The sequence below is a fragment of the Shinella sp. GW821-FHT10F02 genome (genome assembly GCF_058809275.1).
Map to the genome: position 1 here is coordinate 103,831 of NZ_JBXASL010000001.1, position 23,964 is coordinate 127,794.

At 61.4% G+C, this 23,964-nt stretch carries 21 protein-coding genes and 1 pseudogene; 14 read left to right on the forward strand and 8 right to left on the reverse strand.

The features are described from left to right. Positions 1-98 precede the first annotated feature (98 nt). Positions 99-1,013, reverse strand: coding sequence for a LysR family transcriptional regulator (locus tag AC1RWL_RS00530; protein WP_493093731.1), 915 nt, complete (start codon positions 1,011-1,013; stop codon positions 99-101). Between the two features lie 194 nt (positions 1,014-1,207). Here AC1RWL_RS00530 and AC1RWL_RS00535 point away from each other — a divergent pair, with 194 nt between their 5' ends. Continuing rightward, complete coding sequence (locus tag AC1RWL_RS00535) at positions 1,208-2,917, forward strand: extracellular solute-binding protein (protein ID WP_493093730.1); 1,710 nt, start codon at positions 1,208-1,210, stop codon at positions 2,915-2,917. A gap of 51 nt (positions 2,918-2,968) precedes the next feature. On the opposite strand, the gene AC1RWL_RS00540 is transcribed toward AC1RWL_RS00535, so the two are convergent. Next, positions 2,969-3,913 (reverse strand): zinc-binding dehydrogenase, encoded by a 945-nt coding sequence (locus tag AC1RWL_RS00540; RefSeq protein WP_493158258.1) that lies wholly within the window; start codon positions 3,911-3,913, stop codon positions 2,969-2,971. Between AC1RWL_RS00540 and AC1RWL_RS00545 the strand changes: the two genes are divergently transcribed. Beyond that, the gene (locus tag AC1RWL_RS00545) at positions 3,827-4,027 is read left to right on the forward strand and encodes a hypothetical protein (RefSeq protein WP_493158267.1); all 201 of its coding nucleotides are present in this window, start codon (positions 3,827-3,829) and stop codon (positions 4,025-4,027) included. The genes AC1RWL_RS00540 and AC1RWL_RS00545 overlap by 87 nt on opposite strands. Before the next feature lie 71 nt (positions 4,028-4,098). On the opposite strand, the gene AC1RWL_RS00550 is transcribed toward AC1RWL_RS00545, so the two are convergent. From AC1RWL_RS00550 to AC1RWL_RS00570, 5 genes are all read right to left on the reverse strand, one after another. Beyond that, entirely contained in the window at positions 4,099-5,259 is a 1,161-nt protein-coding gene (locus AC1RWL_RS00550; protein WP_493093728.1) for a sugar ABC transporter permease, read from the reverse strand. Further along, entirely contained in the window at positions 5,259-6,830 is a 1,572-nt protein-coding gene (locus AC1RWL_RS00555) for a sugar ABC transporter ATP-binding protein (RefSeq protein ID WP_493093727.1), read from the reverse strand. Before AC1RWL_RS00555 ends, AC1RWL_RS00550 begins: the two co-directional genes overlap by 1 nt. Further along, a complete protein-coding gene (locus AC1RWL_RS00560; RefSeq protein WP_493093726.1) occupies positions 6,821-7,882 on the reverse strand; it encodes a substrate-binding domain-containing protein in 1,062 nt (353 codons plus the stop codon). Before AC1RWL_RS00560 ends, AC1RWL_RS00555 begins: the two co-directional genes overlap by 10 nt. Positions 7,883-8,013: 131 nt before the next feature. Further along, on the reverse strand, positions 8,014-8,736 hold the full coding sequence (locus AC1RWL_RS00565) for an SDR family NAD(P)-dependent oxidoreductase (RefSeq protein ID WP_493093725.1): 723 nt from the start codon (positions 8,734-8,736) through the stop codon (positions 8,014-8,016). 5 nt (positions 8,737-8,741) lie between these two features. Beyond that, the gene (locus AC1RWL_RS00570) at positions 8,742-9,155 is read right to left on the reverse strand and encodes a cupin domain-containing protein (protein WP_493093724.1); all 414 of its coding nucleotides are present in this window, start codon (positions 9,153-9,155) and stop codon (positions 8,742-8,744) included. Between the two features lie 156 nt (positions 9,156-9,311). Between AC1RWL_RS00570 and AC1RWL_RS00575 the strand changes: the two are divergent. Continuing rightward, positions 9,312-9,437 (forward strand): annotated as a pseudogene (locus AC1RWL_RS00575) (IS3 family transposase); the annotation flags it as partial. Positions 9,438-9,461: 24 nt separating this feature from the next. Here AC1RWL_RS00575 and AC1RWL_RS00580 read toward each other — a convergent pair. Continuing rightward, a complete protein-coding gene (locus AC1RWL_RS00580; RefSeq protein WP_493158175.1) occupies positions 9,462-10,358 on the reverse strand; it encodes a LysR family transcriptional regulator in 897 nt (298 codons plus the stop codon). A gap of 150 nt (positions 10,359-10,508) precedes the next feature. On the opposite strand from AC1RWL_RS00580, the gene AC1RWL_RS00585 reads away from it, so the two are divergent. The 11 genes from AC1RWL_RS00585 (at position 10,509) to AC1RWL_RS00635 (ending at position 23,816) form a co-directional block, all read left to right on the forward strand. Next, positions 10,509-11,837: an ABC transporter substrate-binding protein gene (locus AC1RWL_RS00585; protein WP_493093722.1), complete on the forward strand. Its 1,329-nt coding sequence runs from the start codon at positions 10,509-10,511 to the stop codon at positions 11,835-11,837. A gap of 57 nt (positions 11,838-11,894) precedes the next feature. After that, positions 11,895-13,472 (forward strand): argininosuccinate lyase, encoded by a 1,578-nt coding sequence (gene argH / locus AC1RWL_RS00590; protein WP_493093721.1) that lies wholly within the window; start codon positions 11,895-11,897, stop codon positions 13,470-13,472. Then, positions 13,459-14,517, forward strand: a complete 1,059-nt coding sequence (locus AC1RWL_RS00595) for an ABC transporter ATP-binding protein (protein WP_493093720.1) — start codon at positions 13,459-13,461, stop codon at positions 14,515-14,517. The genes argH and AC1RWL_RS00595 overlap by 14 nt, the downstream gene beginning before the upstream one ends. Then, positions 14,510-15,412 (forward strand): carbohydrate ABC transporter permease, encoded by a 903-nt coding sequence (locus AC1RWL_RS00600; RefSeq protein ID WP_439624767.1) that lies wholly within the window; start codon positions 14,510-14,512, stop codon positions 15,410-15,412. The genes AC1RWL_RS00595 and AC1RWL_RS00600 overlap by 8 nt, the downstream gene beginning before the upstream one ends. Beyond that, positions 15,409-16,311, forward strand: coding sequence for a carbohydrate ABC transporter permease (locus tag AC1RWL_RS00605; protein ID WP_493093719.1), 903 nt, complete (start codon positions 15,409-15,411; stop codon positions 16,309-16,311). Before AC1RWL_RS00600 ends, AC1RWL_RS00605 begins: the two co-directional genes overlap by 4 nt. Before the next feature lie 27 nt (positions 16,312-16,338). Beyond that, positions 16,339-17,445 carry a mandelate racemase/muconate lactonizing enzyme family protein gene (locus AC1RWL_RS00610; RefSeq protein WP_439624763.1) on the forward strand — a complete coding sequence of 369 codons (1,107 nt, stop codon included), beginning with the start codon at positions 16,339-16,341 and terminating at the stop codon, positions 17,443-17,445. A gap of 13 nt (positions 17,446-17,458) precedes the next feature. Then, the gene (locus tag AC1RWL_RS00615; RefSeq protein ID WP_493093718.1) at positions 17,459-18,694 is read left to right on the forward strand and encodes an MFS transporter; all 1,236 of its coding nucleotides are present in this window, start codon (positions 17,459-17,461) and stop codon (positions 18,692-18,694) included. Between the two features lie 350 nt (positions 18,695-19,044). Continuing rightward, positions 19,045-20,046, forward strand: a complete 1,002-nt coding sequence (locus AC1RWL_RS00620) for a four-carbon acid sugar kinase family protein (protein WP_493093717.1) — start codon at positions 19,045-19,047, stop codon at positions 20,044-20,046. A gap of 70 nt (positions 20,047-20,116) precedes the next feature. Continuing rightward, positions 20,117-20,923 carry a DeoR/GlpR family DNA-binding transcription regulator gene (locus AC1RWL_RS00625; RefSeq protein ID WP_493093716.1) on the forward strand — a complete coding sequence of 269 codons (807 nt, stop codon included), beginning with the start codon at positions 20,117-20,119 and terminating at the stop codon, positions 20,921-20,923. A 146-nt stretch (positions 20,924-21,069) separates the two neighbouring features. Next, positions 21,070-22,176 (forward strand): 4-hydroxythreonine-4-phosphate dehydrogenase PdxA, encoded by a 1,107-nt coding sequence (pdxA, locus tag AC1RWL_RS00630; RefSeq protein ID WP_493093869.1) that lies wholly within the window; start codon positions 21,070-21,072, stop codon positions 22,174-22,176. A 104-nt stretch (positions 22,177-22,280) separates the two neighbouring features. Then, positions 22,281-23,816, forward strand: a complete 1,536-nt coding sequence (locus tag AC1RWL_RS00635) for an ABC transporter substrate-binding protein (protein WP_493158177.1) — start codon at positions 22,281-22,283, stop codon at positions 23,814-23,816. The last annotated feature ends 148 nt before the right edge of the window (positions 23,817-23,964 follow it).

The following is a 23,964-nucleotide window of genomic DNA, read 5'->3' on the forward strand; positions in this document are numbered from 1 at the left end:
TCCATCTCGGAAGCATATTATCCATTCGCCAGACGCAATAAATCGGCAATCTTGCAAAATACTGTTGCGGATTTCGCAAAACCGATTGCGTGCCTTCTTCAGGAGGTCCAGCGGGCTTCGTGGCTGTGATCGCGAAAGCGGCGCAAGAGGAACTCGATGAAAAGACGGGTCTTGGCCGGCATGTGCCGGCGTGTCGGAAATGCGAGATTGATGGTGAGGCGCGGCAGGTCCCAATCGTCGAGAACCTTCACGAGATGCCCGGCATCCAGCGCATCCTGCACGATGTAGGATGGCTGGGCGACGATGCCCATGCCGTCCAGTGCGGCGCGCAACAGCAACTGGCCTTCGTTCGATGTCATCAGGGGCCGGATCTGCACGGTACGCACGGAATCCCCCTTGCGAAAGGTGAAGCGGAAAGGGTCGTCGGCGAGCAGATAAAGCAGGAGGTCGTGGTCGTTAAGATCCTCCGGTTTGGCCGGCACACCGCGCTTGGCGAGGTATTGCGGGGAGGCGACGAGGCGTCGGCGTGTTTCGGCAAGTCGCCGGATCGTAATCGAACTGTCGGATTCCACCCGCCGCGTGCGGATCGCCAGATCGACGCCGTTCTCGATGATGTCCTGGTATCTATTATGCGCGACCACCTCGATCGATATCCTGGGATAAAGCCTCGAAAATTCAGGAAGCAGCGGCATGAGGTGCAGCAGGCAGAACGATGTCGAGGCGGTGATGCGCAAGGCACCAACCGGATCGCTGGCACCTTTGCTGACCAGCGCTTCGACCTCCCGCATTTCAGCCATGATGACCTTGGCCTGCTGGTAGAAGGTCTCGCCTTCCTCGGTCATTGCCAGGCTTCGGGTGGTGCGGTGAACGAGCCTCACGCCAAGCCGTTCTTCAAGGGCGGCGAGATGGCGGCTGATTGCCGAGATGGACTGGCCGAGCGCCTTGGCGGCTTTCGTCACGCTGCCATGCTCGGCGATCTGCACGAGAACTTCCGTCTCAACCCATCGGTCCATCAGAAATCACCGCTCTGTGCTCTATCCACTGTCCCGAATTTTATCATAAACAGTCGAGCTTTCTCGATATATTTGCGTTTTTCAGAAAAGACTATCCCGCCCCGTCATCTTTCCCGAAACGAGGCTGCCATGCATATTCGATGTCCGTCGCCGACGGAGCGGAACAGGGGCAGTTCATTCCAGGGAGAGGCCGTGTGATAACGAACATCACCCCGAGCGAGGTCCTCAGAATCATCGCGTTCCTCAAAGGGCTTCGCGAGCCATTCGACACGCAGACCATCTTCGGCGAACCCGATCCCGTCTGGAACATCGTGCTGTTTCTGATGGAAACGCACCTGAGAGGCGTGCCCGTCACGATCGGAAACCTCGCCGCGGCGTCCGGTCTGCCGCATGGAACCGCCATGCGGCGCATCGGGCGGATGGTCAAGGAGGGGCTGATCGTCCGCATTCCAAAGGGTGCCGGGATGAAGACCTATCACCTGCGCCCTTCCGCGAACCTGATTGCGGATTTTCTGTCCTATTGCTTTCGTGTCAAAACCCTGTTCGCGCGGACGATCGGCCAGCGGCATGAGCGCGATGCGGCAGAATTCTATCTCGGCGGCGGCGGCGTTGGCGCAGGACGCGAAATCGTAGCGCCCGGAGATCTCGGCAACAGGCTTTCGGAATCGCATTCCCGCCTTCGGTTCATGGTGAACGATGACAATTTTTTCGTTTCCATGCGAAATCTCTGGTCGGATTATCGTGCCCGGCTTGGCTCCATCAGCGATTTCAGCGTGGTCTCCCTCTATGATCTCCACAGCCGCGTCCGGGCGGAACTGAAGCAGTCCCGCGGCCGCTTCGAGGTCGTCGCGATCGACAATCCCTGGCTCGGCGAACTGGTGAGCGAAGGGCTCCTCCAGCCGCTCGACGACTTGATTGCCGGTGGTTCGATCGATCCCGGCAACTTCAATCCGGCCGTCTGGGCGACCGGAAACTGGAATGGCGTGCAATATGGCATTCCCATCTACACGACGATGGAGGTTCTGGCGGCCCGCAGTGACCTCTTTGCCGAGATCGGGCTCGCCTATCCCAGGACCTTCGACAAGACTGTCGAGGCGGCGGCGCGGTTGCATCGGCCATCGCGCGGCATCTACGGCATCGGCTGGAATTGTGCCCCCGGCCTTCCAATCGCATCGACCTTCATGATCCTGCTGGGCTGCTGCGGCGTGCCACTGCTCAACTATCCGATCGGGCGGAGAAATTACGACTGGAGCCAGCTTAGCGGCGAACAGCTGCGCCCTAACATCCTTTCCAGGGAAGGGCGGGTCGTGCTGGATTACATGCACCGGCTCATGCCCTATTCGCCGCCCAATATCCTGGAGCTCGACTGGCACGGCCGCCTTGAAGCGTTTCTCGCAGGCCAGCTTGCCATGACCTATTGCTGGTCGATGCGCGCCGCGCGCTTCGAATACGACATCTCTTCCCACGTAAAGAGGAAGGTGTCCTACCTGGCGCAGCCGAAAGGCCCGGGCGGCGTCAGCGCCAATCCGGTCGGAGGCTTTCATCTCGTCATTCCGAGTAACATTCCGGCCGCCAAGGCAAAGCTGGCATTCGAGGCGATCGCCTGGCTGGCACAACCGGGTAGCCGCGGCTCAAGCGGATACCCGGTCGCCCCGCGGTTCAGCACCGCCGCCGATCCCGAAGTCTCGCAAAGCGTGCAGGTGTTCAGTTTTGCCGACTCGCTTGCAAAAAAGGGCCTGGCCTGTACCTCCCAGCGTCCGCCCATACCGGAATACACCGATATCGAAGCCATTCTCGGCAATGTCATCCACGCCGCGATGCGCGGCGACATGAGCGACGAGCAGGCCTTGATAGAGGCACAGAACCGGGTCGATGCCGTCATGCGCGCGGCGGGGCGCTACTGATCCTGAAAGCGCCCCGCCTGGCCTTGGGAGATGATGCAGCCGGTCCTGCCCCTAGCTGCCGACTTCGAGAAGGATCTTCAGGTTTTCATTTCCGGGACGGATCAATTCGTCAAATCCGTCGGCCACGGCGCGGTCGAGCGGGATCGAGCGCGTGACGATACGCTCCAGAGGCAGGCCGCCTGCCTCGATCAGGGCCACCACGCGTGGGCCGATGGTGATCGGGAAGCCCCAGCTGCCCTGATAGCGCACGGCCTTTTCCGATATCCGGAAGGCATTGACCCGGGGCGGAGAGACGAAGAGGCCGAGCTGGACCACCGTGCCGGTCGGTTTGACTGCTTCGATGCAGCTGTCTAGGGCTTTCTCGCGCCCTGCGCACTCGAAGGCCGCATCGAAGCCGCGTCCGTCATCGGTGAGGCGGGCGACCATCGCCTCCAATGCTGCCGGGCTTCCATCGCACGGGTGAATTCCGGGCATGTCGGCCAGTCGCTCGCGGCGGAAGGCGTTGGGTTCGGCCACGACCACCGCCGTTGCCCCGCTGGCGAGGGCGCAGAGCGCGACCAGAGCACCGATAGGCCCGGCTCCGGTCACCAGCACGGTGCTTCCGGCTTCGAGATTGCCCAGATCGACCGCGTTCAGCGCGACCGATGCCGGCTCCACCAGCGCGCCCTGCGCGTCGTCGACATTGTCGGGAAGCCGTACGCAGTTTTCCTGCGGGAGGAGGGCATATTCGCCCATGCCGCCCCAGGCCCAGCTGAAGCCGACCAGCGCAGTCTCGGAAGACACGTGGCCGAGATTGCGCCGGGAGAAGTATTCGCCGGGCACATTGAGATGCGGCACGGCGGAAATGCGGTCGCCGACCCGCAGGCTGCGAACGCCCTCTCCGATTGCCTCCACCCTAGCAGAAAATTCATGGCCGAGGATCTGCGGCGCCTTTGCGCCTGTGAAGGGATGGGCATCGAGGGGGATCAATTGCGGGCCATCGGTATATTCATGCAGATCGGAGCCGCAGATGCCGCATTGCAAAACCTTGACGAGCAACTGGCCCGGGCCGGGCGGCGGCGGGGCCGCAATGTCGTCAAGGCGCAGATCCCGGGCGGCATGGAAACGTAGGGCTTTCATTGTCGGATCATCTTCTCGCTATTTCTGGAATGGAGCCGGCGGCATCGGGGCCGCCGGATTGGTCACACGGACTTGCGGCGCAGCCGGATGTCGACGGCGACGGCGACGAGCAGGATCAGCCCCTTGACGATCTGCTGAACGAAGGAGGAGACACCCATGACGCTCATGCCGTTGTCGATGGTCTTCAGCAGCAGCGCGCCGCCGAGAACGGCGAGGATGCGCCCCTTGCCGCCGCTGAGCGCCACGCCCCCGATCACGCAGGCCGCGATCGCGTCCAGTTCGAGGAACATCGCATCGTTCGCGGTGGAGGCGTTCAGGCGGGCGGTGTAGAGCAGGCCGCCTATGCCGTAGAGGAACCCCATCAGGATGAAGCCGGCGAAGATATTGGCGGGAACGTTGATGCCGGAGAGGCGGGCCGCCGCGCGGTTGGCGCCGATCATATAGGCGTTTCGTCCGAAGACCGATTTCTCCAGCAGAACCCACATCAGCGCGATGGTGCCGAGCGTCCAGAGGAAGGCGGTCGGCGCCCCGCGATAGCTTGTCGTTACCCAGACGAAGGCGAGGGTGAGAAAACCGAACAGCGCCGCCTGCAGGATACCGCGCTTTATCGCGCGCGGCTTTTCGTCGCGCCGATTCCGGAAGGCGGACACAAGGATCAGCGTGGCTATGACCGTAAAGACCACGATCCCAAGTCCAATCGTCAGCGCGGGCGAGAGAAAGGCCTCGCTGAGCGCGACATGGCTTTCGCTCATCGGCGAGATCGTCCGCGCATTGGTCCAGTAGAGGCCGACGCCGCGAAATGCCAGAAGGCCGGCAAGCGTGACGATGAACGAGGGCACACGCACATAGGCAACCCATAGGCCTTGCCAGACGCCGAGGACGAGGCCCATCGCAAGGCCCGCCAGTATCCCCAATTCGAGGCCCATGCCCCATGTCGTCTGCACCGTGGCGATGGTGACGCCCACCAGATAGACTGCCGATCCGATCGCCAGGTCAATTTCCGACATGATCATCAGCAGCGCCACGCCCGATGCCATGATCGCCAGGAGGGCGGTGTGGCGCAGCAGGATCGAGAGATTGCGCGGCGACAGGAAGGCGCCTTCGGACTGGGCGTTGAAGATGAATGCCATGACGATCACGAGGACCGGCACAATAACCAGTTGCCAGTTGATGCGGCCAAGCACCGTGTCCTTTGCGCTGCCGGATGTCGTTGTCGTTGCCATCAGTTTCCTCCCGTGGCGGCAGCGATCAACTCCGCCCGGCTGCGCTGGGCGCCGAATTCGCGGGTGATCCTGCCTTTGTACATGACCGAAATCCGGTCGCATTCGAGAGCCACTTCGTCCACGTCGCTGGAGATCAGCAGGACGGCTAGCCCTTCCTCGGCCATCCGGCCGATCGTTTCGTAAATATGGTGGCGCGCGCCGACATCGACGCCGAGCGTCGGCTCGTCGAGCAGGATGATCCGCGGTCCGGCATTCAGCCAGCGACCGAACAGCACCTTCTGCTGGTTACCGCCGCTCAGGTTTTCGATACGGTAGCCGGTATCGAGGGGCCGCACATCCAGACGGCGCATCATCTCCCGGTTGCGCGCCTCCTCCCGCCCTGCCGAGATCAGCCCAAGCCGGGAAACGGCCCCGATATCGGCGGCGCTGAGGTTCGTGCTCAGGCTGTGGCCGGGCAAAATGCCGGTCGCTTTCCGGTCTTCCGTCAGGAGCGTAACGCCCATGCGGATCGCTTGACGTGGGTTTTGCGGCCGGGAATCCTTGCCGAGGATCGCGACTTCACCCGCCACGCGGCCCCGCCAGTCGCCGAAGATCGCGCGCGCAGTCTCCGTCCGGCCGGCGCCCACCAAGCCGTAAAGCCCATGGATCTCGCCGGCGCGCAGGTCGAGGTCCAATCCGTCCACCACCATCTTGCCGGGGACGTCGGGATCCTCCAGCCGCAAGCCGTTGATTTTCAGGACCACTTCGCCGGGAGGCTTCGTCGTTTCCGGCGAGCGGCGCGGCACCGCCGAAAGCTCTCGCCCGATCATGTTGCGAACGATCTCCGCCCGCCGGCCCTTCGGGCTGTCCATGCGCTCCACCACGCGCCCGTTGCGCATGACGACGACGCGGTCGGCGATTTCCTCGACCTCGTCCAGCCGATGGGTGATGAACACGATTCCAAGCCCGCGGTCCTTCAGCCGCCGCACGTGACCGAACAGTTTATCGGTCTCGGCGGCCGTCAGTGCGGCGGTCGGTTCGTCGAGAAGGAGGACCCGGGCATGCTTGGACAAGGCGCCCGCAATCATCAGCATGCGTTGTTCCGCGGTCGAAAACACGCCGGCCGGATCTTCGGGCCGACAGGGCATGTCGAACAGGTCGAGCCATGTGCGCGCATCGCGCGCGACCTGGCGGAAATCAACGAAGCCCAGGCGATTGCGCGGCAGGTGCCCCATGAACATGTTCTCGCCGACCGAGAGAGCGGGCGCGATGCGCAGTTCCTGCGGCACGAGGACGATGCCGGCCTGTTCGCTCTCATGCGGACTTGCGAAGCGGCAGGCGGTCCCGTTGACCGTCAGTTCCCCCTCGTAGGTGCCGTGCGGGATGATGCCGGACAGAACGTTCATCAAGGTGGACTTGCCGGCGCCGTTCTCGCCGACGAGTGCGAGGATTTCGCCCGACCGGATCTCGATGTCGACGCCGTCTAGCGCGCGCGTTCCGCCCCACGATTTTCCGATGGCGACGGCGCGGACAAGTTCCCCGCCACTGACGGGGAACACGGAGCCGGCCTGAACGGCCTCGCTTACTGGCATTTGACGTCGCTTCCGGCAAAGACCGCGTCGGCATCGGCCCAGCCCTGCGGCGCAATCTTGTGGACGAAATCACACAGGTTGTCCTTGGTGACGGCGACGAGATCGAGCTGCCAGAGCGGAACGTCCCCCTTCGCCGTCTGGGCGACGGCGTTGGATTCGGGCGTGCCGCCGGTGCCGAGAAGATGGGCGGCCTCTGCCGCGCGACCGGCCATCACGTCGATCGGCGTGAACACCGTCATGGTCTGGTCGCCGAGCGCGATGAGTTTGAGGTTGGCCTGGTCGGCGTCGAGACCCGAGACGAAGACCTTACCGTTGAGCTTGGCGCCGCGCAGCGCCTGCACCACGCCGCCGGCCATGCCGTCATTGTTGACGACGAAGGCGGCGACGTCGTCCTTGTTGCGTGTCAGGATCGCCTCGGCCTCGCTCTGGGCGGTCGCCGGATCGTAGTTTGCAATGAAGTCGTTGTAGACGATCTTGATGCCTTCGGCACCGTTCAGGCCCGCCGCATAGGAGCGGTCGGACGCCTGGGCGAGATCGTTTGCCGGGTCGCCCTTCAGGACCGCGTAATTGCCCGCCGGAGCGAACTTCTTCGCGGCCTCCACCTGGAGCGTCCCGACCATTTCCTGGTTGCGGGTGATCATCCAGTCGGGATTGGTGTCCTTGACGCCGATATCATAGGCGATCGTCTTGACGCCTTCGCGCCGTGCCTCGTCGATCAGCGAAGCGCCGACCGCGATGTCAGCAGGCGCGATGACCAGCACGTCGATGCCGCGCGACAGCATGTTCTGGACCTGCTGGGTCTGCTTGCCGGGGTCGCCGTCGGCATATTGGACGATGACTTCATCGCCGTTCGCCTCGGCCGCCTTCTGGAAGGCCGCAGCGTCGAACAGCCAGCGCTGCTGCAATTGCGTATAGAGAGCGAGGCCGATGCGGACGGGTTCTGCAGCGGCCATGCCGGGAGCGGCCGTCAGCACGGTGCCGGCGATGAGCGTGGAAATCGCAAGCCGAAAGCCTGTGACAGCGCGTATTTTGCGGGTCTTTTTCTGGGTCATGATAGTGCACTCCTCCTTTGCACGGGTTCAGCAGGCATTCGTCCTGCCATGGCGGTATCCTCCGCGCCTGCATCTCCCCGCAGCCGCGCCAGGTATTGAACTGAGATTTGAAATCGGGCTTTGCCGGCGGATCAGGGCGTCGTGTAGCCGCCGTCGATCACCAATTCGGCGCCCGTCATGTAACTCGACTCATCCGATGCGAGGAAAAGCGCGCCATAGGCTATTTCCTCAGGACGTCCCAAACGCTTCATCGGCGTGATGGCCACGATCGCGTCCGTTATCCCTTGGTCCTGCGCGGCGATCATCGGTGTTTCGATGATGCCGGGATGCAGGGAATTCACGCGGATATTGTCGCCGACATAGGTCAGCGCGGCATTCTTCGACATGTGCGAGACCGCAGCCTTGCTGGCGGTATAGGCCGACACGCCTGTGGCGCCCACCTTGCCCCAGATCGAGGACGTGTTGATGATCGAGCCGCCGCCATTGCGCTGCATATGCGGAATGACCGTTCGCATGCCATAGAACGGGCCGGTCTGGTTGATGCCGATGACGCGATCCCAGTCTTCAAGGCTGATTTCTGCTATGCCCTCATACGACTTCACCGTGCCGGCATTGTTGAAGAGGATGTCGATCCTACCGTCTTCGGCGATCACGGCATCCACGACGTCCATCCAGTTGGCGAGATCGGCGACATCCAGTCGATGGGTCACGATGTCGCCGGACGTATAGGGCTCGGGAACATCGATGTCCGCGACATGCACTTTCGCGCCCTCTCGCGCGAACAGCTCCACGGTCGCCCGGCCGATGCCGCGCGCGCCGCCGGTAATCAGCGCCACTTTTCCTGCAAGCCGCATGGCGATCACTCCACTTCGACGATGATCTTGGGAGCAGGCAGCTCACAGTTCACCGGTTCGGGATTTTCGCCCATGAAGCTCGAGGCAAAAGAGAAAGCGCGGAAGCTGCCGCCCTTGCGCGCCGGCCAGATCGAATGACGGGCATTGCGCGGAATGTGGACGAGATCACCGGGAACGAGCAGCTTCTGCTCGTCTTCGATCTGGATGATCGCCGAGCCTTCCAGGATCCGATAGAACTCCATGGAATCGTGATAGTGCGGATGCAGGGTGGCGCCGGGCTTCAGCTCGAACTCGGCGACATATTCGAGATATGATCCCATCGTCTCCTTGCGGACCGACTCCTTTGGGAACATGAAATATGTCAGACAGGTTCCTTCATGCTCGATTGTCGGTTCCACATTGGCGCTACGCACGTCCATTGAATGCTCCTCCACGAATGCTCTTCAAGTCTCGGCACCGCGATGGAACATCGCCCTCAGGCACCGGAATAGCAGGAGGTTAGCAGGGTGAATTTCGTCCTTTCCGCGAAATAAAATCCAGTTTGGATTTTTGCCGGGAACGCGCACCGCGGAGCGGCTTTGACCGCACCCCTCACGGCGCGCGCCCTCCAGTACGGCGGATATGGCTATCGTCGCATCACCGCGATGCTGCACCAAGGTGGCTGGATCGTGAACTTTAAACGGGTTGAGCTTATCTGGCGCGCCGTCGCGCCCTGCGAAACACGGTCATGTGGAACTGTATGTCCGCAGGATTGCGTCCATGCGCGAGGCGATTTCGGCTGCGGCGCGGCTGGGTGGGCGCTGTTTGCTGGTGACGATCACGATGTGCCTGTTGATATAAGGCTGGCGGATCACGCTGGTGGACAGCAGGCCCTGTTCGGTGTCGTCCGAAATGGTGTGGGGGGCCTTGATCATGAAGCAGCCGCAGCGCAGTGCCATTTCCCGCTGCACGAGATAGGAATCGGCATCCGCCACCACATTTAGCGAAACCTTCAGCCGTCGGGCGACGCTGTCGATGATGACACGCAGGCCGTTTGCCGCGGGGGGCAGGATGAGGGGATATTCGATCAATTGCTCGAACGGAATTTCCGCCGGAACCTGCCAGCCGACCGAGGCGCCGACCAGCACGAGCCGCGACTGGAGAAAGAGCCGCTCGGTTCCCGGGGCGCCTTCGTGATATTTGCTGTAGATGCCGATATCGAGAATGCCCTCCGCCAGCCCGCGCTCGATCTGGTCTCCGAACCCTTCGTAGATCTGTAGTTTTATGCCCGGAAGTTCGCTTCTCAACTGGATCAGCAGGTCGGGAATGATGCGCCCGACGATCGAAGGCGGCACGCCTATACAGACGATGCCGCTCGGCAGACGGCTATAGGCTTTCAGGTCTTCCGTGATCTGGTCGAACTCCCGCAGCAATTGGCGGGCGCGGCTCAAAGCCTCCTGGCCGAACTCCGAAAGGGTCACACCACGCCCGGTCCGGTAAAACAGGGCGCCGTTCCACTTCTTCTCGAGCTCGCCGATGATCCGGCTGACGCTTGGCTGCGCAATTCCCAGTGCGACGGCCGCCTTGCTGAAACTGCCGAGCTCCGATGCCCGAACGAAAATGCGAAGATCCGTCACATCCATGATGACCCATCCGGAAAATGAATATCCCATATACTTAACATCTGCTGGACGGATGGAAAGCATAAAGATTATTTTGACCTGCACACCATGAGGAAGTCGCGGAGGCGGCGGGTGTGCATCTGGAACCATAATGGGAGGAACGTTATGCATTTGAGGGCTCATCTATATCCGCATCTCGGCGCCATGCTCGTCGCCGGCCTGATGGCTTCTTCTGCGGTGGCGCAGACACAAACCGTGCGTTTCCTGCACAATGAAACGGACCCACCGAGCATCGAATTTTACAACAAGGCGATCCAGGAATTCGAGGCGGCCAATCCCGATATCAAGATCGAGATGGAAGCCGTCAGCACGGATGGACGCCTGCAAAAGGTCCTGGCCGCGATCAATACGAGAACGATGCCGGAAATCTTCAAGATCCTGCCGGAAGAGCGCTTCGAGTTCGCACGCAAGGGCTACATCCTTCCGGTCGACGACATCGTGGACCAGATCGGGCGGGAGGACTACGTTCCCGGCTCCCTCGTCGCGGTCGAAGGCAAGAATTACGACATTCCCTACACGCTCGGAAACTACAGCGTTCTCTGGCAGCGCGACGACCTGATGAAGGCAAAGGGCCTGTCCACGCCCAAGTCGTGGGATGATTTGAAGACGGTCGGCGCGGCCCTGACCGGCGACGGCAATTTCGGCTTCATCTACCCGGCCGGGAAAAACCGCATGACGGGCATCTACCTGTCGCAGTTGATCTGGAGCGCCGGCGGGACGTATTTCGACAAGGACCTCAACGTCACCTTCGACAATCCCGGCACGGTGAAGGCGCTCACCTTCCTGAAGGAAATGGCGCAATACTCGCCGCAAGGCATTGGGTCCTATTCCTACGGCGACATGATCAACGTCTACATGACAGGCAAGATCGGCATCGATATCTATGCGCCGCGCCTGATCGCCAATGCCGTGACCAACACGCGCAGTCTTTTCGACAGCACGAGTGCAGCCGGCCTGCCGGTGGGGCCTAGCGGCGTGGCGGTCAAGTTCGTGAATGCCAACAGCTTCGCACTCTCGGCCCCGGAAGTCGGCTCGAAGAGTACCGAGGCAGCGCGCAAGTTCTTGAGCTTCATCGTGACCGGCGCCCGCTTGAAGGACTTCTCCCTGACGGTGCATCCGCACTTGATCCCGCCGTTGCAGAGCGTTCAGCAAGAGGTGATCGATGCCGGCGCGGAATTGCTCGGCGGGCGCAAGGATATCGGCCCGATTGCCTTCGATACGTCCAACTCCCTCGACTTCGAGTCCGAGGCAGGCGCCGTTTTCGAAAACGGCAAGGTGATCCGCTCAGGCGTCGTCAATCCCTATATCGGCTCGATCGTCGCACGAGGGATCCCCGCCGAGGTCGTCCAGCGTGTCGTCCTTCAGGGCGAAGATCCGGCTGCCGCCGCTGCCTGGGGTCAACAGCGCATGCAGGCCATCGTTGACGATTTGAAGAACTGATCTTTCACAAGATCCTATCCGCGTGGTCAGCCGCGCGGACATTCCCCGGAGAAAAACATGTCCCATGATCAACCGGCCGTTCCGGTCGTGTCGCTGCGCGAGCGCGTCAAATCTCCACCGGCCCAAACCATGGTGGATTCCTATTTTGCCCCAGCCGTTGCGGCCGGCATCCGCTATCAGTTCGCCGGCGAGATGCGTGTTCATCTCGCCCACGCGGTGATGCTTCTCGATCGCGGCATCGTCTCGCGTGACGACATCGCCCGGATCATCGGCCTGCTGCTCGACCTGGAAGCATCAGGACCGCAGATCCTTGCCATCGACTACAACCAGGAAGACCTTTACTCCTATATCGAACGGTACATCGTCGAAAAGCTCGGCCCGGAAACGGGTGGCAGGCTCCACACGGGACGCAGCCGCAATGACCTGCACACGACGACATGGCGGCTGTCGCTTCGCTCCTGCCTGCTCGATCTCGTCGATGCCGTCAACGCTTTGCGCGAGACGCTGCTCAGCATGGCTGAAGCCCATATCGGTACGGTCATGCCCGGCTATACCCATACCCAGCACGCGCAGCCGATCTCCTTCGGCTATTATCTCCTGTCTGCCAGCGATTTGGTCGAGCGTGATTTCCGCCGGTTGATGGGCGCTCTCGGCTGCTGCGACCGCAGCCCGCTCGGGTCCGGCGCGCTGGCAACCACCGGCTTCCCGATCGACCGCGAGATGACCGCACGGCTGCTCGGTTTCGAGGGCCTTGTGGAAATCGGCTACGACGGCGTCTCCATTCGCGACGATCTTCAGGAAGCCGCGGGCGCGCTCGCCATCATGATGACCGGCATCTCGCGCGTCGCTACCGACCTGCAGACCTGGAACACCATGGAGTTCGGCTTTCTGGAGCTCGACGACGCCTATTCCAGCGTCAGCAGCATCATGCCGCAGAAGAAGAACCCGCAGGCGCTGGAGCATGTGAAGGCCGTTGCGGCGATGGCCATCGGCACCATGAACACGGTGCTTGCGGCCTCCAAGAACACCTCGCTCGCTGATGTGAACGACGGCGTTACCGCGGCGAATGTCCCTGCCATCGAAATGATCGAAAAGGCCACGCGAGGCCTCAGGGTTTTCGAGGGGGCGCTGCGAACGTTGACGGTGAAACCGGATGTCATGCTCCATTCAGCCGAGATTGGATTTGGCACGGCGACGGAGCTTGCCGATATCATTGTGCGTGAAACCGGGCTGTCGTTCCGCATGGCGCACAACATCGTCGGGCGCGTGGTCCGCGAAACGATCGAAGGTGGGCGAACCGCTTTGACGATCACCACGGCCGACCTCGACGACGCCTCCAGCGTCCTCTTCGGCCATACGCTTGGCATCGATGAAGACGTGGTTCGAAAAGCCCTGGACCCGGCCGAAAACCTGAAGAGCCGTACCGTCACGGGCGGGCCTGCGCCCGAGCGGATGAACGAGATGATCGCTCGCCGCAAGGTATCCTTCGCTGCGGATGTCGATCGAATTGCGGCAATCCGCAAGCGGCTTGAAGATGCTGATGTAGAGTTGCGTGCTCAGGCACTGAGGGCTTGTGGCGAGTCAGGCTCGTCCGCCCCATTCCAAATGACGGGAGAAGTACATGGCAAGCGTTGAAATCAAGGAGATCAGCAAGATTTTCGCCGACCACAATGCGGTCAACGACGTCAACCTGACGGTGAACGACGGCGAATTCCTGGTGCTCCTCGGCCCTTCCGGCTGTGGCAAAAGCACGCTTTTACGGATGATTGCCGGCCTCGAACTGCCAACCTATGGCGACATTTTCATCGGCGATCGGCGGGCAACCCGGCTGCAGCCGAAAGACCGCAATATCGCAATGGTCTTCCAGAACTATGCCCTCTACCCGCATATGACGGTTTACGAAAACATTGCCTTTCCCTTGCGTGTTCGCGGCGTCGAGAAGCGCACGATCGATCCCAAGGTCCAGTGGGCGGCGGAGCTGGTCGGCCTGACGCGCATGCTGAAGCGCAAGCCGCGTCAGATGTCCGGCGGCGAACGCCAGCGTATCGCGCTGGCCCGTTCGCTGGTGCGCGATCCGGATGTGTTTCTGCTCGATGAACCGCTGTCGAACCTGGACGCCAAGCTGCGTCATTCGGCACGCGAGGAACTGCGACAGTTCCAGGATCGCGTTGGTGTCACTTCCATCTACGTCACGCACGATCAGGTGGAAGCGATGGGCCTCGGCGACCGCATCGTCGTCATGGAGGCAGGAAAAATTCGCCAGATCGGCACGCCCGAGGAGATCTATCAGCATCCGGCCGATACGTTCGTTGCCACGTTCATGGGATCGCCGCCGATGAACCTCGTCGAAACGGAAGGCATGACGCTGGGCTTCCGGCCGGAAAACTTCCTGCCGGCCGAGAACTATGCAAACGGCGCCGATATCACGCCGATCGTCTTCAACACGCATCGCGTTGAATATCTCGGCGGTGACAGGCTGCTCTATGGGCACGTCAAGGGAAACCTTCCCGAAACCCCGGTGATCGCCCGCATTCCGTCCAGCGTGTCCTACACGCCTAACCCCGGCAGCGAGGCGAAGTTTGCGGTTGCCAGCGCCGATCTGCGCTGGTTCGACAAGGCGACGGGCAAAGCCATGGAGCCGAATAAGCAGACCGAAATCCGGAGGGTTGCCCATGTCTAGATCAGCAACAAACAGCGCCCTGGCGGGAGACCGCTTCCTCGCCTATGCAACGCTCGCCCCAAGCGCCTTTTTTCTCATTCTGCTCGCGGGCGTTCCGACGGTCACCGTGTTCTTCACGGCCATGCAGGATATCGGCATGGGCGATTTGAGCGGTCCTTTTATCGGGCTGGACAACTTCATCTGGGCCTTGACCGAGCCGACATTCTACCGGGCGCTCGGAAATACCTTCATCTGGGTGTTCGGCAGCGTTTCGATCGAGATGATCCTGGGTCTGGGGCTCGCCTTGCTGCTCAACAAGGCCTTCATGTTTCGCGGCGCGGCGCGGGCCATCATTCTTGCACCCTACCTGGTGCCGACAGTCGTGGCCGTTCTGACCTGGCGCTACATGCTGCACGATATCGTGGGCGTGGTGAACGCAGCGCTGGTGAACATCGGCATCATCAGCCAGCCAGTGCTCTGGCTGAACAGCCAGTCCCTTGCAATGTTCTCGGTGATCGTTGTCGGCGTCTGGAAGTTCTTCCCCTTCGCGGTCATCGCACTTCTCGGCATCCTGCAATCCATCCCGCAGGAACAGTACGAGGCGGCAAGCATCGACGGCGCGTCGAGCTTCCAGCAGTTCTGGCGCATTACCCTGCCATACGTCATGCCGGTCTTCCTGCTGACGACCCTGCTTCGCTCGATATGGACCTTCCACAAGTTCGAAATCATCTACCTGATGACCGGAGGCGGGCCGCTGGATGCCACCACCACGCTGCCGATCCTCGTCTATATCAAGGCATTCACGGATTTCGAATTCGGACGCGCCGGCGCGATCGCGATCATCACGCTCGCAATTCTCTGCGTGCTGCTCGCCGTCTACTTCGTTCTGATGAAAAAAGCGGAGGCACGCCAATGACCGCCATGACCTCGTCCCTTCCAATGACAGGCGGGCAACGTCGCCGCAACTACGAGATGGCCGACGTTCATCACCTGATGTCCCGCGCGCTTCTCTACCTCCTGGTCTTTACCGCGGTCTCGGTTGTCGGCTTTCCTCTCTTCTGGATGGTGCTGTGCTCGTTCAAGCCCGGCGGGGAACTTTATGCCGTACCGCCGACATTCCTGCCGAACGAATGGACGCTGCAGAACTATCGCGACCTCTTCGTCCAGACGAACTTTCTGACCTATTTTGCCAACAGCCTGATCGTCGCGTGCGGCGCGACGGCGCTCTCGCTGGTGATCGGCGGCCTGGGGGCCTACAGCCTCAGCAGGTTCAAGTTCTTCGGCATCGCGGCTTTCTCCAACATGGCGCTGATCTGCTACATGCTGCCGGAAGTGCTCATCGTGCTGCCGCTCTACATCTACGTTGTGAAGCTGGGCCTTGCCGATACGCTCTTCTCCCTGATCATCGCCAACACCGCCTTCACGCTTCCGCTCGCGCTCTGGTTCATGCGCTCTTACTTCAATGCCATTCCCGTCAGCCTTGAAGAAAGCGCCATGATCGATGGTTGCACACGCCTCCAGGCGATGATGCGCATAACGGTTCCGCTAGCACTTCCCGGCATCATCTCGGTTGGGGTCTTCAGCTTCAATCATGCCTGGAACGAGTTTCTCTTCGCACTCGTCTTCACCTCGTCCGAGAGAAACAAGACCCTGCCGCTGGGTCTCGCGACGTGGATTGGCCAGGACAATATCTATTCCTGGGGAATGCTTCTGGCCGGTGCGGTTCTTGTGACGATCCCTGTCGTCCTCTTCTACCTGCTCGTCCAGCGCAAGCTCGTCGTCGGCCTTTCGGAAGGCGGATCGAAGGGCGAATAACACTCCTACCCATTTTCGGAGAAAACAATGAAGATCAAGAACGTGACGGTCATCGCCGTCGAGATCCCGCTCGCCCGCAATTTCGGTGGCAGCCGGTACAACGTGACCAAGAGATGCACCATCATCACGCGGATGGAGACGGATACCGGCCTGATCAGCGAGATCTACAACGGCGACAGCCGCGACCACATGCGCGAGATCGTCGACATCATCGAAAAGGAACTCGCGCCGATGGTCATCGGCGAGGATGTCTTCGCCGTCGAACGCCTGTGGAAGAAGATGTTCAAGGCCGCGGAATGGAACCGTGACCGCAAGCTGGTCATGGAGGCCATTGCCTGCATCGACAGCGCCGTCTGGGACCTCATGGGCAAGGCAGCCGGTGTCAACGTGTGCAGGCTTCTCGGCGGGTATCGCCAGGAACTGCCGATGATCTGCATCGGCGGTTACTACGAGGAAGGCAAGACGCTGTCCGACCTCGGCAAGGAAATGGAACGGCTGCGCGAGGCCGGCCTTGCAGGCTGCAAGGTGAAAGTGGGCGGCCTCAGCGCCGAGAAGGACGCCGAACGGGTCGAAGCGGCCCGCAAGGGCGCTGGCGACGACTTCTGGATCGCGGTCGATGCGAACCGCGGCTGGCCCGTTTCGGAGGCCGTCCGTTTTGCCCGCCTGATCGAAAAGTACGACATCGCCTGGTTCGAGGAACCTTGCCACTGGTACGACGATGCGAGGATGATGGCCCAGGTTCGCCGCTCGACCTCGATCCCGATCAATGCCGGACAAAGCGAGGGCACCGCTGCGGGTATTCGCCGGATGGTCGCGGAAGACGCCGTCGACATCGTGAATTTCGACGCATCGGAGGCCGGCGGCATCACCGAATGGCGGCGGGCTGCGGCCTTGTGCGGGCTCAACGACATCCGTGTCGGCCATCACGAGGAATCGCAGATCGCCATGCACATGATCGCCGCAATTCCCAATGGCATCTGCGTCGAATGCTTCGAGCCGGCCCGTGACCCGATCTGGGCGGGCATGATTGCCAATCGCCCCAATCCAAAGGACGGGATCATCCAGGTCCCGCAAGGGCCGGGCTTTGGTGTCGAGCTCGACTGGGACATGGTCAAGCGATACCGCGTCAACTGAGCGGTACGCCATCATGCAGAAGGCCAAGAATTCGGGTACTGAACTGTTCCTGAAACGGCATGAGCAGGTGAGGCGGGCCAGATTGGTCCGTCTCACCGCCGCCTTTCTCCTCATGTTCATCTCCGGCCTGGTCTGGAATACGTTCGGCCTGTTCCTGATATCGCTGGAGGCCGAGTTCCATTGGTCCCGATCGGCACTTTCGGGGGCCTATGGTGCGTTTGCGCTGACGAATGCCCTGACAGCTCCGGCTTTCGGCTACGCGATGACCCGGTGGGACAGCCGGCCCCTGCTTGCAGGCGCGGCGCTTCTGCTGGGTCTCGCTCTCGCCGGTCTGGCATTCGTCGAGACCATCGGCCAGTACTGGCTTGTTTTCGGCATTTTCGCCGGGCTTGGCACCCATTGCACCAGTTCCTTCGCAATCTTTTCGGTGCTCGCCGGACGCTTCCGCAAACGGCCCGCGACGGCCATGGCGATCGCGGATGCCGGATCGGGCCTCGCGGCCTTCATCGGCCTGCCGGTGATCCACTGGATCATCAGCGACTTCGGATGGCGGAACGCCTACATGTCGATCGGCATTCTGATCGCTTCGCTCGGTGTCTTGCTGCATCTGTTCGCCTTGGACCGCGTGCGACGCAGGGCGTCCCATGTGTCGTCCAGGAAAACGGTTTCGATCCCCTACGTCGCCCTCGCAGCCCTTGCGCTCAGCTATTTCTGCGGCTCCGCGGCCTATCACGGGCTTCTAACGCAACAGATTGCGCTCTTTGACGAGCATAATGTCCCGCAAGACACCTCCGTATGGCTCGCCGCTGCGGCCGGACTGGTCATTTTCCTCTGGCGCCTGGTATCCGGCTGGATGTGCGACCGTTTGGGTCCCCAGCGCATCATGGCAGTCGCGTCGGTCGCGACCGTGATCACATTCGCCACGCTGCTGCTGGTGCTCACATCCGAAAGCTCTCCGGCCCTGTTCCTCTATCCCCTGGTCCTCGGCATTGCTTTTGGCGGACAGCAGGTCCTGCTTGCCAGCGGAGCGGGCATGATCTTTTCACTGACCTCCCTTGCCGGCATTCTGGGCATCTGCCGTTTGGCGGCAGGCCTCGGAATGGCCGCCGGACCCGTCATCCTCGGTATCAGTCACGATGCCACCGGCGAATACAGCCTTGCTCTCATCTTTCTCGGCTTCATCTCCTTCTGCCATTTCACCGGCTTCCTCGTCGCAATGTCGTCGCGAAGCCGGCACGCGCGGGTTTGATGTTGGCCTGACCTTGCCGCCGCATTCTCAAATCGCTGCCATTTCCACCACAATCAAAACTGCCAAAGCTACGCTCGTCATCGAGCGTCAGATCAAAGAGCGGTCGATCGAGTGGTCGATGGAGCATTCTGGAAATTTTGGCGCTTATTTCCCCGAGCACTCCCTAACCATTCACAGACCTGCCTGAAAGTCTGCCCGGCAGCCCGTCCGTACAGGGAATCCTTGCCGCCGCAGGGTGGCAATGCTACTGGCTACGAACACGGTCGACCGGCACATGGGCTGATATATGCGTAAAAAGATGCATGAATGGTCGGAATATTCTAAATTATTCCATCCTGAGTGATAGCCGAATGACAGAATTTGCCATCATCGCCGATGATTTGACGGGCGCCCTCGACAGCGTTGCCCCTTTTGCAAAGAGGGGAATGTCGGTGCTTGTGGCGGCGACGGCTGACAAGGTCGTCGAGGCTTTGCAACTTGGCCCTGCCGTAATCGCGGTGAACACCGCCTCGCGTGAGCTTCCCGAACCCGGGCTGGGCGATATTGCACGGTGTTCGCGTCTGTTCAGCCAGGCGGGCGCGCTGCAAATGAAAAAAGTCGATTCCAGGCTCAAGGGGCATATTGCGGCCGAGGTGGCCTGCATGATGGAGACCCTTTCCTGCGCGCGCTTGCTGGTTGTGCCGGCGATACCGGGGCTCGGCCGCCTTGTCAGCGATGGCAATGTCGTTGGGGCTGGCATTTCGGCGCCGATCTCCATCGCCGAACGGCTGGGTGATTTGACGCACCGTGCTGTCATTCCCGATTGTAGCGACGCGGAGGCGATGAAGGCTGTTATCCGTTCCCATCTTGCCGATCCGGACGGGACGCTTCTCGTTGGAGCGGGTGGCGCCAGCCTTGCGCTTGCGGAACTGGCGGCACCGGAAGGTGCGGCTGAGGGCGTACCGTTCCAGCCTCTTTTCCCCATGCTGTTCGTGATCGGATCGCGTGATCCCATCACCCTTGCCCAGGTCGAACATCTTCGGAAAAGCCATCCCGACGTCGCGGTTTTGCTTGCCACCGCCGGCGCGGACGCGTTGTCGCCGCAAGACGTTTCGCGGCGCCTTGCCGACCAGGCAGCCGACATGATCCGCCGTGGTGGCGTACGAACGGTCGTCGCTTCCGGAGGAGAGAGCGCCCAGGCTCTTCTAAACGCACTCGGGGTGGCGCTCTTGCAGCCGCGCGGTGAGGTTTTTCAAGGGGTTCCGTGGTCCACAATAGAGACTGCTGACGGAACGCCGCTTATCTTCATCAGCAAATCCGGCGGGTTCGGCAATGTCGATGCCCTCACGTCCATCCATCGGGCCGCCCGATGATGGCGACGACACGGGTTCGAATGGAAGACACATATGTGCGGCTTGCCGCACTCGATGCCGAGGAGCGCTCATGATCAAACGGTTGGAACTGATTCCCGCGCAGCGCCGCGGGCTCGTGCTGGAGCACATCCAGAAACACGGCGCGATCTCGATCCAGCAGCTTGTCGAAACGATCGCGGTTTCCAGCTCCACCATCCGGCGCGACCTCGAAGAGCTCGAGGCGGAAGGCGATATCGAGAGGACCCGCGGAGGGGCGCTCATCCAGCGCACCCGCAAATCCACATTCGAGCCGAAGACGACGGTGGCCGCGGAGTTCGCGCGCGAGGAAAAGCGCGCGATTGCCGCCCGGGCAGCCGAAATGCTGGAGGCCGGCAACAGCGTCATCTTCGATTCCAGCACCACCGTCCGGGAGGTGGCGCGTCTTGTCGCCAAGAAAAACCTGACGCTGACGGCGATCACCAATGACCTCAGCATCGGCGAGATCCTGGGGGCGGCCTCGGCGACGACCGTGGTCATTCCGGGCGGGACGCTGCGTTCGGGCTCCGTGACGCTACGCGGAGAGCCCGGCCACGCATTCTGGCGCACGATCCATGTCGACATCGCTTTTCTTGGCACCCATGCCATTTCCGACGGCCGGCTGAGCGAAACCTCGCTCGACGTCGCCGCGCAGAAACGCATGATGATCGAGGCAGCCGAGCGCGTCGTGCTCGTAGCCGATTCCAGCAAGTTCCAGCCCGCGGCCTTTTGCCAGATTTGCTCGCTCGACATGCTGGACGAAATGATCACGGATGAAAACATCTCGCCTGACAACGCGCAGATGGTCCGCGATGCTGGCGTCGACCTGATCATCGTGCCGTTGGCAGCTGAGCAAAAATAACGATTTTCCCTATATTATCAATATTTTATTGCTTCCTGCGTGATTGCTGTCGGCGGGGAGGCGAAGTCGCGTCTCCGATGGATGGTTTGCGCATTTCTGAAACTTTATGAAATTGATTGACTAATAACGAGAAAAAATGGAAAGTTATGCGCAATGGGGAGCGAGGTATTCAACAGGTGCGTATTGCCATAACCATGGGCGACCCGTCCGGCGTGGGGCCGGAGATCATTGTCGGCGCGATTGCCGAATTGATGCCCCATGCGCGAGAACGTGGCGTTCGTTTCGTCATTCTCGGCAGCCACGAAGCGCATAGGCGGGCAGTCGATTTGCTGGGTGCCGAAGACCTCGCCGTGGTTGTCGCGGATGGGACGCCTGAGGCCTCCTGGCCCGAGGTGGCATTCCTTCCGACAGGACGTGAAAGCCGGCCCATCGCATTTGGAGAGATCAGTGCCGAAGCCGGGCAGTTCGCATATGCGGCTGTAGCGCGCGCGGTCGAACTGGCGCTTGCCGGAGACGTCGCCGCGATTTGCACGGCCCCCCTCAACAAGGAGGCGCTCAATCTTGCCGGGCACGGCTTCGCCGGACATACCGACATGCTGGCGCATCTGACGGGCGCGAAAGATCCGGTCATGATGCTTGCGCATGGACGGCTCCGCGTCAGCCATGTCACGACCCACATCGCCCTGGCGGATGTACCCAGGCGCATGACGCCCGAGCGGATCAGGCGCGTCGTCGAACTGACGGAGGAGGCGCTCGAAAGATTGGGCATCGCGCGTCCGCGGATTGCGATCGCCGCTCTCAACCCGCATGCGGGGGAAGGCGGCCTGTTCGGGCGCGAGGATATCGAGGTGACGCAGCCTCTGGTGGCCGCGATGCGCGACGAAGGCCACGACGTCTACGGCCCGATCTCCGGCGACACAGTCTTCGTGAAGCTTCATGCCAATCAATATGATGCGGTCGTGGCGCAATATCACGACCAGGGTCATATACCCGTCAAGCTGCTGGGCTTTGCCATCGATGGTGCGACCGGTGAATGGACGTCGCTCAAGGGCGTGAACGTGACGCTCGGGCTGCCCATTCTGCGCGCGTCCGTCGATCACGGCACGGCCTTCGATATTGCAGGCAAGGGGATCGCGCGCTGCTCGAGCATGGTGGAGGCCATCGAGTTTGCCGTGCGGCTCGCCGAGCCTGTCGGCCGGGATGCAAGTCCCGGCAAGATGAAGCAGCCGAGTGCTGCAATCGAAAGGAAGTGAAGCAGACTATTTAGGGTTCAACGTGGCGAATAAGGCCGTGAAAAGCAAATCTGGGAGGAAAGATGATGCTACATAACGCGTACGAAAGCTATAAACAGTCCTTTGTGGCCAAGCTGCGTCTGGCAGCAGCGGTCGGGTTGCTGTCGCTGGGAGCGGCGACAGCCTTTGCGCAGGAGCCGGCGCGGGGAGGAACCGTGACCGCCATGTGGGCCGCCGAACCGGCGAGCCTCGATCCGCTTTACACGAACTCGCCCGGCGGCGATTCCGTAACCTACAATCTGTTTGCGGAGCGCCTGGTCAACATCCTGCCCTCCGGCGAGATCCAACCGGTGCTCGCCACGGAGTGGAAATGGAGCGACGACCGCCGGTCGCTGACATTCAAGCTGCGTGAAAACGTGACGTTCACGGATGGCACGCCGTTCAATGCGGATGCGGTCAAGTTCAATATCGAACGCGCCCGCGACCCGAACCTGCCCACGCAGTCGAAGCAATATCTGAGCAACCTGGACCAGGTGAACATCATCGATCCATCGAACGTCGAGTTCACGTTCAAGGATCCGTCCGTCGCCATGATGGCGGTGTTCGCTTCGGAACCCGGCGTCATGCTTTCCCCGACGGCGATAAAGGCTGCCGGCGAGGATTTCGCACGCCAGCCTGTCGGAACGGGTCCTTTCAAGGTCGTATCGTGGACCTCCGGCAGGGTGGACACGACGCGCAACGAAACCTATTGGGGCAAGGACAAGGCTGGAGCGCAGCTCCCCTACCTCGACGGCGTCGTCATCCGCTATATTCCGAGCACCGCGGTGCGGTTGGTCGAGCTGCAGTCGGGCTCCGCGCAACTCGGTGACGCCGTGCTGGAAAAGGACTTTCAGAGGATCGGCGATGATCCGGCGCTGAAGCTCGTCGATACCCATATGGCGATCGACCACTTCGCCAGCTTCAATAGTGCCGCCGCACCTTTCGACAATGCGGAGCTGCGCAAGGCGGTCTCCCTCGGTCTCGATCGTGTCGCGCTCGCCAAGGCTATCTCCGGCGAATATGGCGAGCCGCTCGGCGGAATCCTGCCGCCCACGTCCTGGACGTACGACCCGAATCTGAAGCCCGTCGAATATGACCCGGAAGCAGCGAAAAAGGCCTATGCCGCGTCCGGCTTCAACGGCGTGATCAGCATGGCCATTATCCAGCGCGATCCGGACACGCAGGTCGCACAGATCATGCAGGCCATGCTGAAGCAGGTTGGCATCGAGGTGAAGATCGATGTCCTCGACCGTAGCGCCTGGGTCGACTTCTCCCTGCATGGAAATGCACAGCTCAGCCTTGGCCGTTCGACGCTGCCGGACGTCGACCCGGACATCACCATGACGTCCTATTATGGACGCGGCGCTGCCCGCAACTATATACGGGTCGCCGATCCCAAGGTTCAGGAACTGCTCGACAAGGCGCGGCTCGAAACCTCGCAGGACGTGCGCCGTGATCTCTACAACCAGGCCCAGCAGGTGCTCGTCGACAACCAGTATCAGCTCTTCCTCTTCGCCCGGCCGGTGAAATATGCCGCCCGCAAGGAGCTGGAAGGATTGCAGCTTGAACTGGGCGGCGGTGCTTGGGTGTTCAAGGAAGCCTGGCTGAACACCGCAAAATAGCGGCGTCGATCGCCAAACGACCGAAGCCGGCTGGCTTCAGCGAAAGGGCTGTCCTTCGCGATCCCGCCAGCCGGCATCCTTTCCGGACCAATGCCGTGACGCGCCATGTTCACTTGCCGAAGTGACGCGCAGACCTGCCATCTGGAGT

Excerpts from the sequence above, each read along its gene's own strand:
- AC1RWL_RS00530 (WP_493093731.1), bottom strand. The coding sequence starts at position 1,013 with ATGGACCGATGGGTTGAGACGGAAGTTCTCGTGCAGATCGCCGAGCAT.
- AC1RWL_RS00545 (WP_493158267.1), top strand. The coding sequence starts at position 3,827 with ATGGCCGAGGATCTGCGGCGCCTTTGCGCCTGTGAAGGGATGGGCATC.
- AC1RWL_RS00550 (WP_493093728.1), bottom strand. The coding sequence starts at position 5,259 with ATGGCAACGACAACGACATCCGGCAGCGCAAAGGACACGGTGCTTGGC.
- AC1RWL_RS00555 (WP_493093727.1), bottom strand. The coding sequence starts at position 6,830 with ATGCCAGTAAGCGAGGCCGTTCAGGCCGGCTCCGTGTTCCCCGTCAGT.
- AC1RWL_RS00560 (WP_493093726.1), bottom strand. The coding sequence starts at position 7,882 with ATGACCCAGAAAAAGACCCGCAAAATACGCGCTGTCACAGGCTTTCGG.
- AC1RWL_RS00565 (WP_493093725.1), bottom strand. The coding sequence starts at position 8,736 with ATGCGGCTTGCAGGAAAAGTGGCGCTGATTACCGGCGGCGCGCGCGGC.
- AC1RWL_RS00570 (WP_493093724.1), bottom strand. The coding sequence starts at position 9,155 with ATGGACGTGCGTAGCGCCAATGTGGAACCGACAATCGAGCATGAAGGA.
- AC1RWL_RS00580 (WP_493158175.1), bottom strand. The coding sequence starts at position 10,358 with ATGGATGTGACGGATCTTCGCATTTTCGTTCGGGCATCGGAGCTCGGC.
- argH (WP_493093721.1), top strand. The coding sequence starts at position 11,895 with ATGTCCCATGATCAACCGGCCGTTCCGGTCGTGTCGCTGCGCGAGCGC.
- AC1RWL_RS00595 (WP_493093720.1), top strand. The coding sequence starts at position 13,459 with ATGGCAAGCGTTGAAATCAAGGAGATCAGCAAGATTTTCGCCGACCAC.
- AC1RWL_RS00600 (WP_439624767.1), top strand. The coding sequence starts at position 14,510 with ATGTCTAGATCAGCAACAAACAGCGCCCTGGCGGGAGACCGCTTCCTC.
- AC1RWL_RS00605 (WP_493093719.1), top strand. The coding sequence starts at position 15,409 with ATGACCGCCATGACCTCGTCCCTTCCAATGACAGGCGGGCAACGTCGC.
- AC1RWL_RS00610 (WP_439624763.1), top strand. The coding sequence starts at position 16,339 with ATGAAGATCAAGAACGTGACGGTCATCGCCGTCGAGATCCCGCTCGCC.
- AC1RWL_RS00615 (WP_493093718.1), top strand. The coding sequence starts at position 17,459 with ATGCAGAAGGCCAAGAATTCGGGTACTGAACTGTTCCTGAAACGGCAT.
- AC1RWL_RS00620 (WP_493093717.1), top strand. The coding sequence starts at position 19,045 with ATGACAGAATTTGCCATCATCGCCGATGATTTGACGGGCGCCCTCGAC.
- AC1RWL_RS00625 (WP_493093716.1), top strand. The coding sequence starts at position 20,117 with ATGATCAAACGGTTGGAACTGATTCCCGCGCAGCGCCGCGGGCTCGTG.
- pdxA (WP_493093869.1), top strand. The coding sequence starts at position 21,070 with ATGCGCAATGGGGAGCGAGGTATTCAACAGGTGCGTATTGCCATAACC.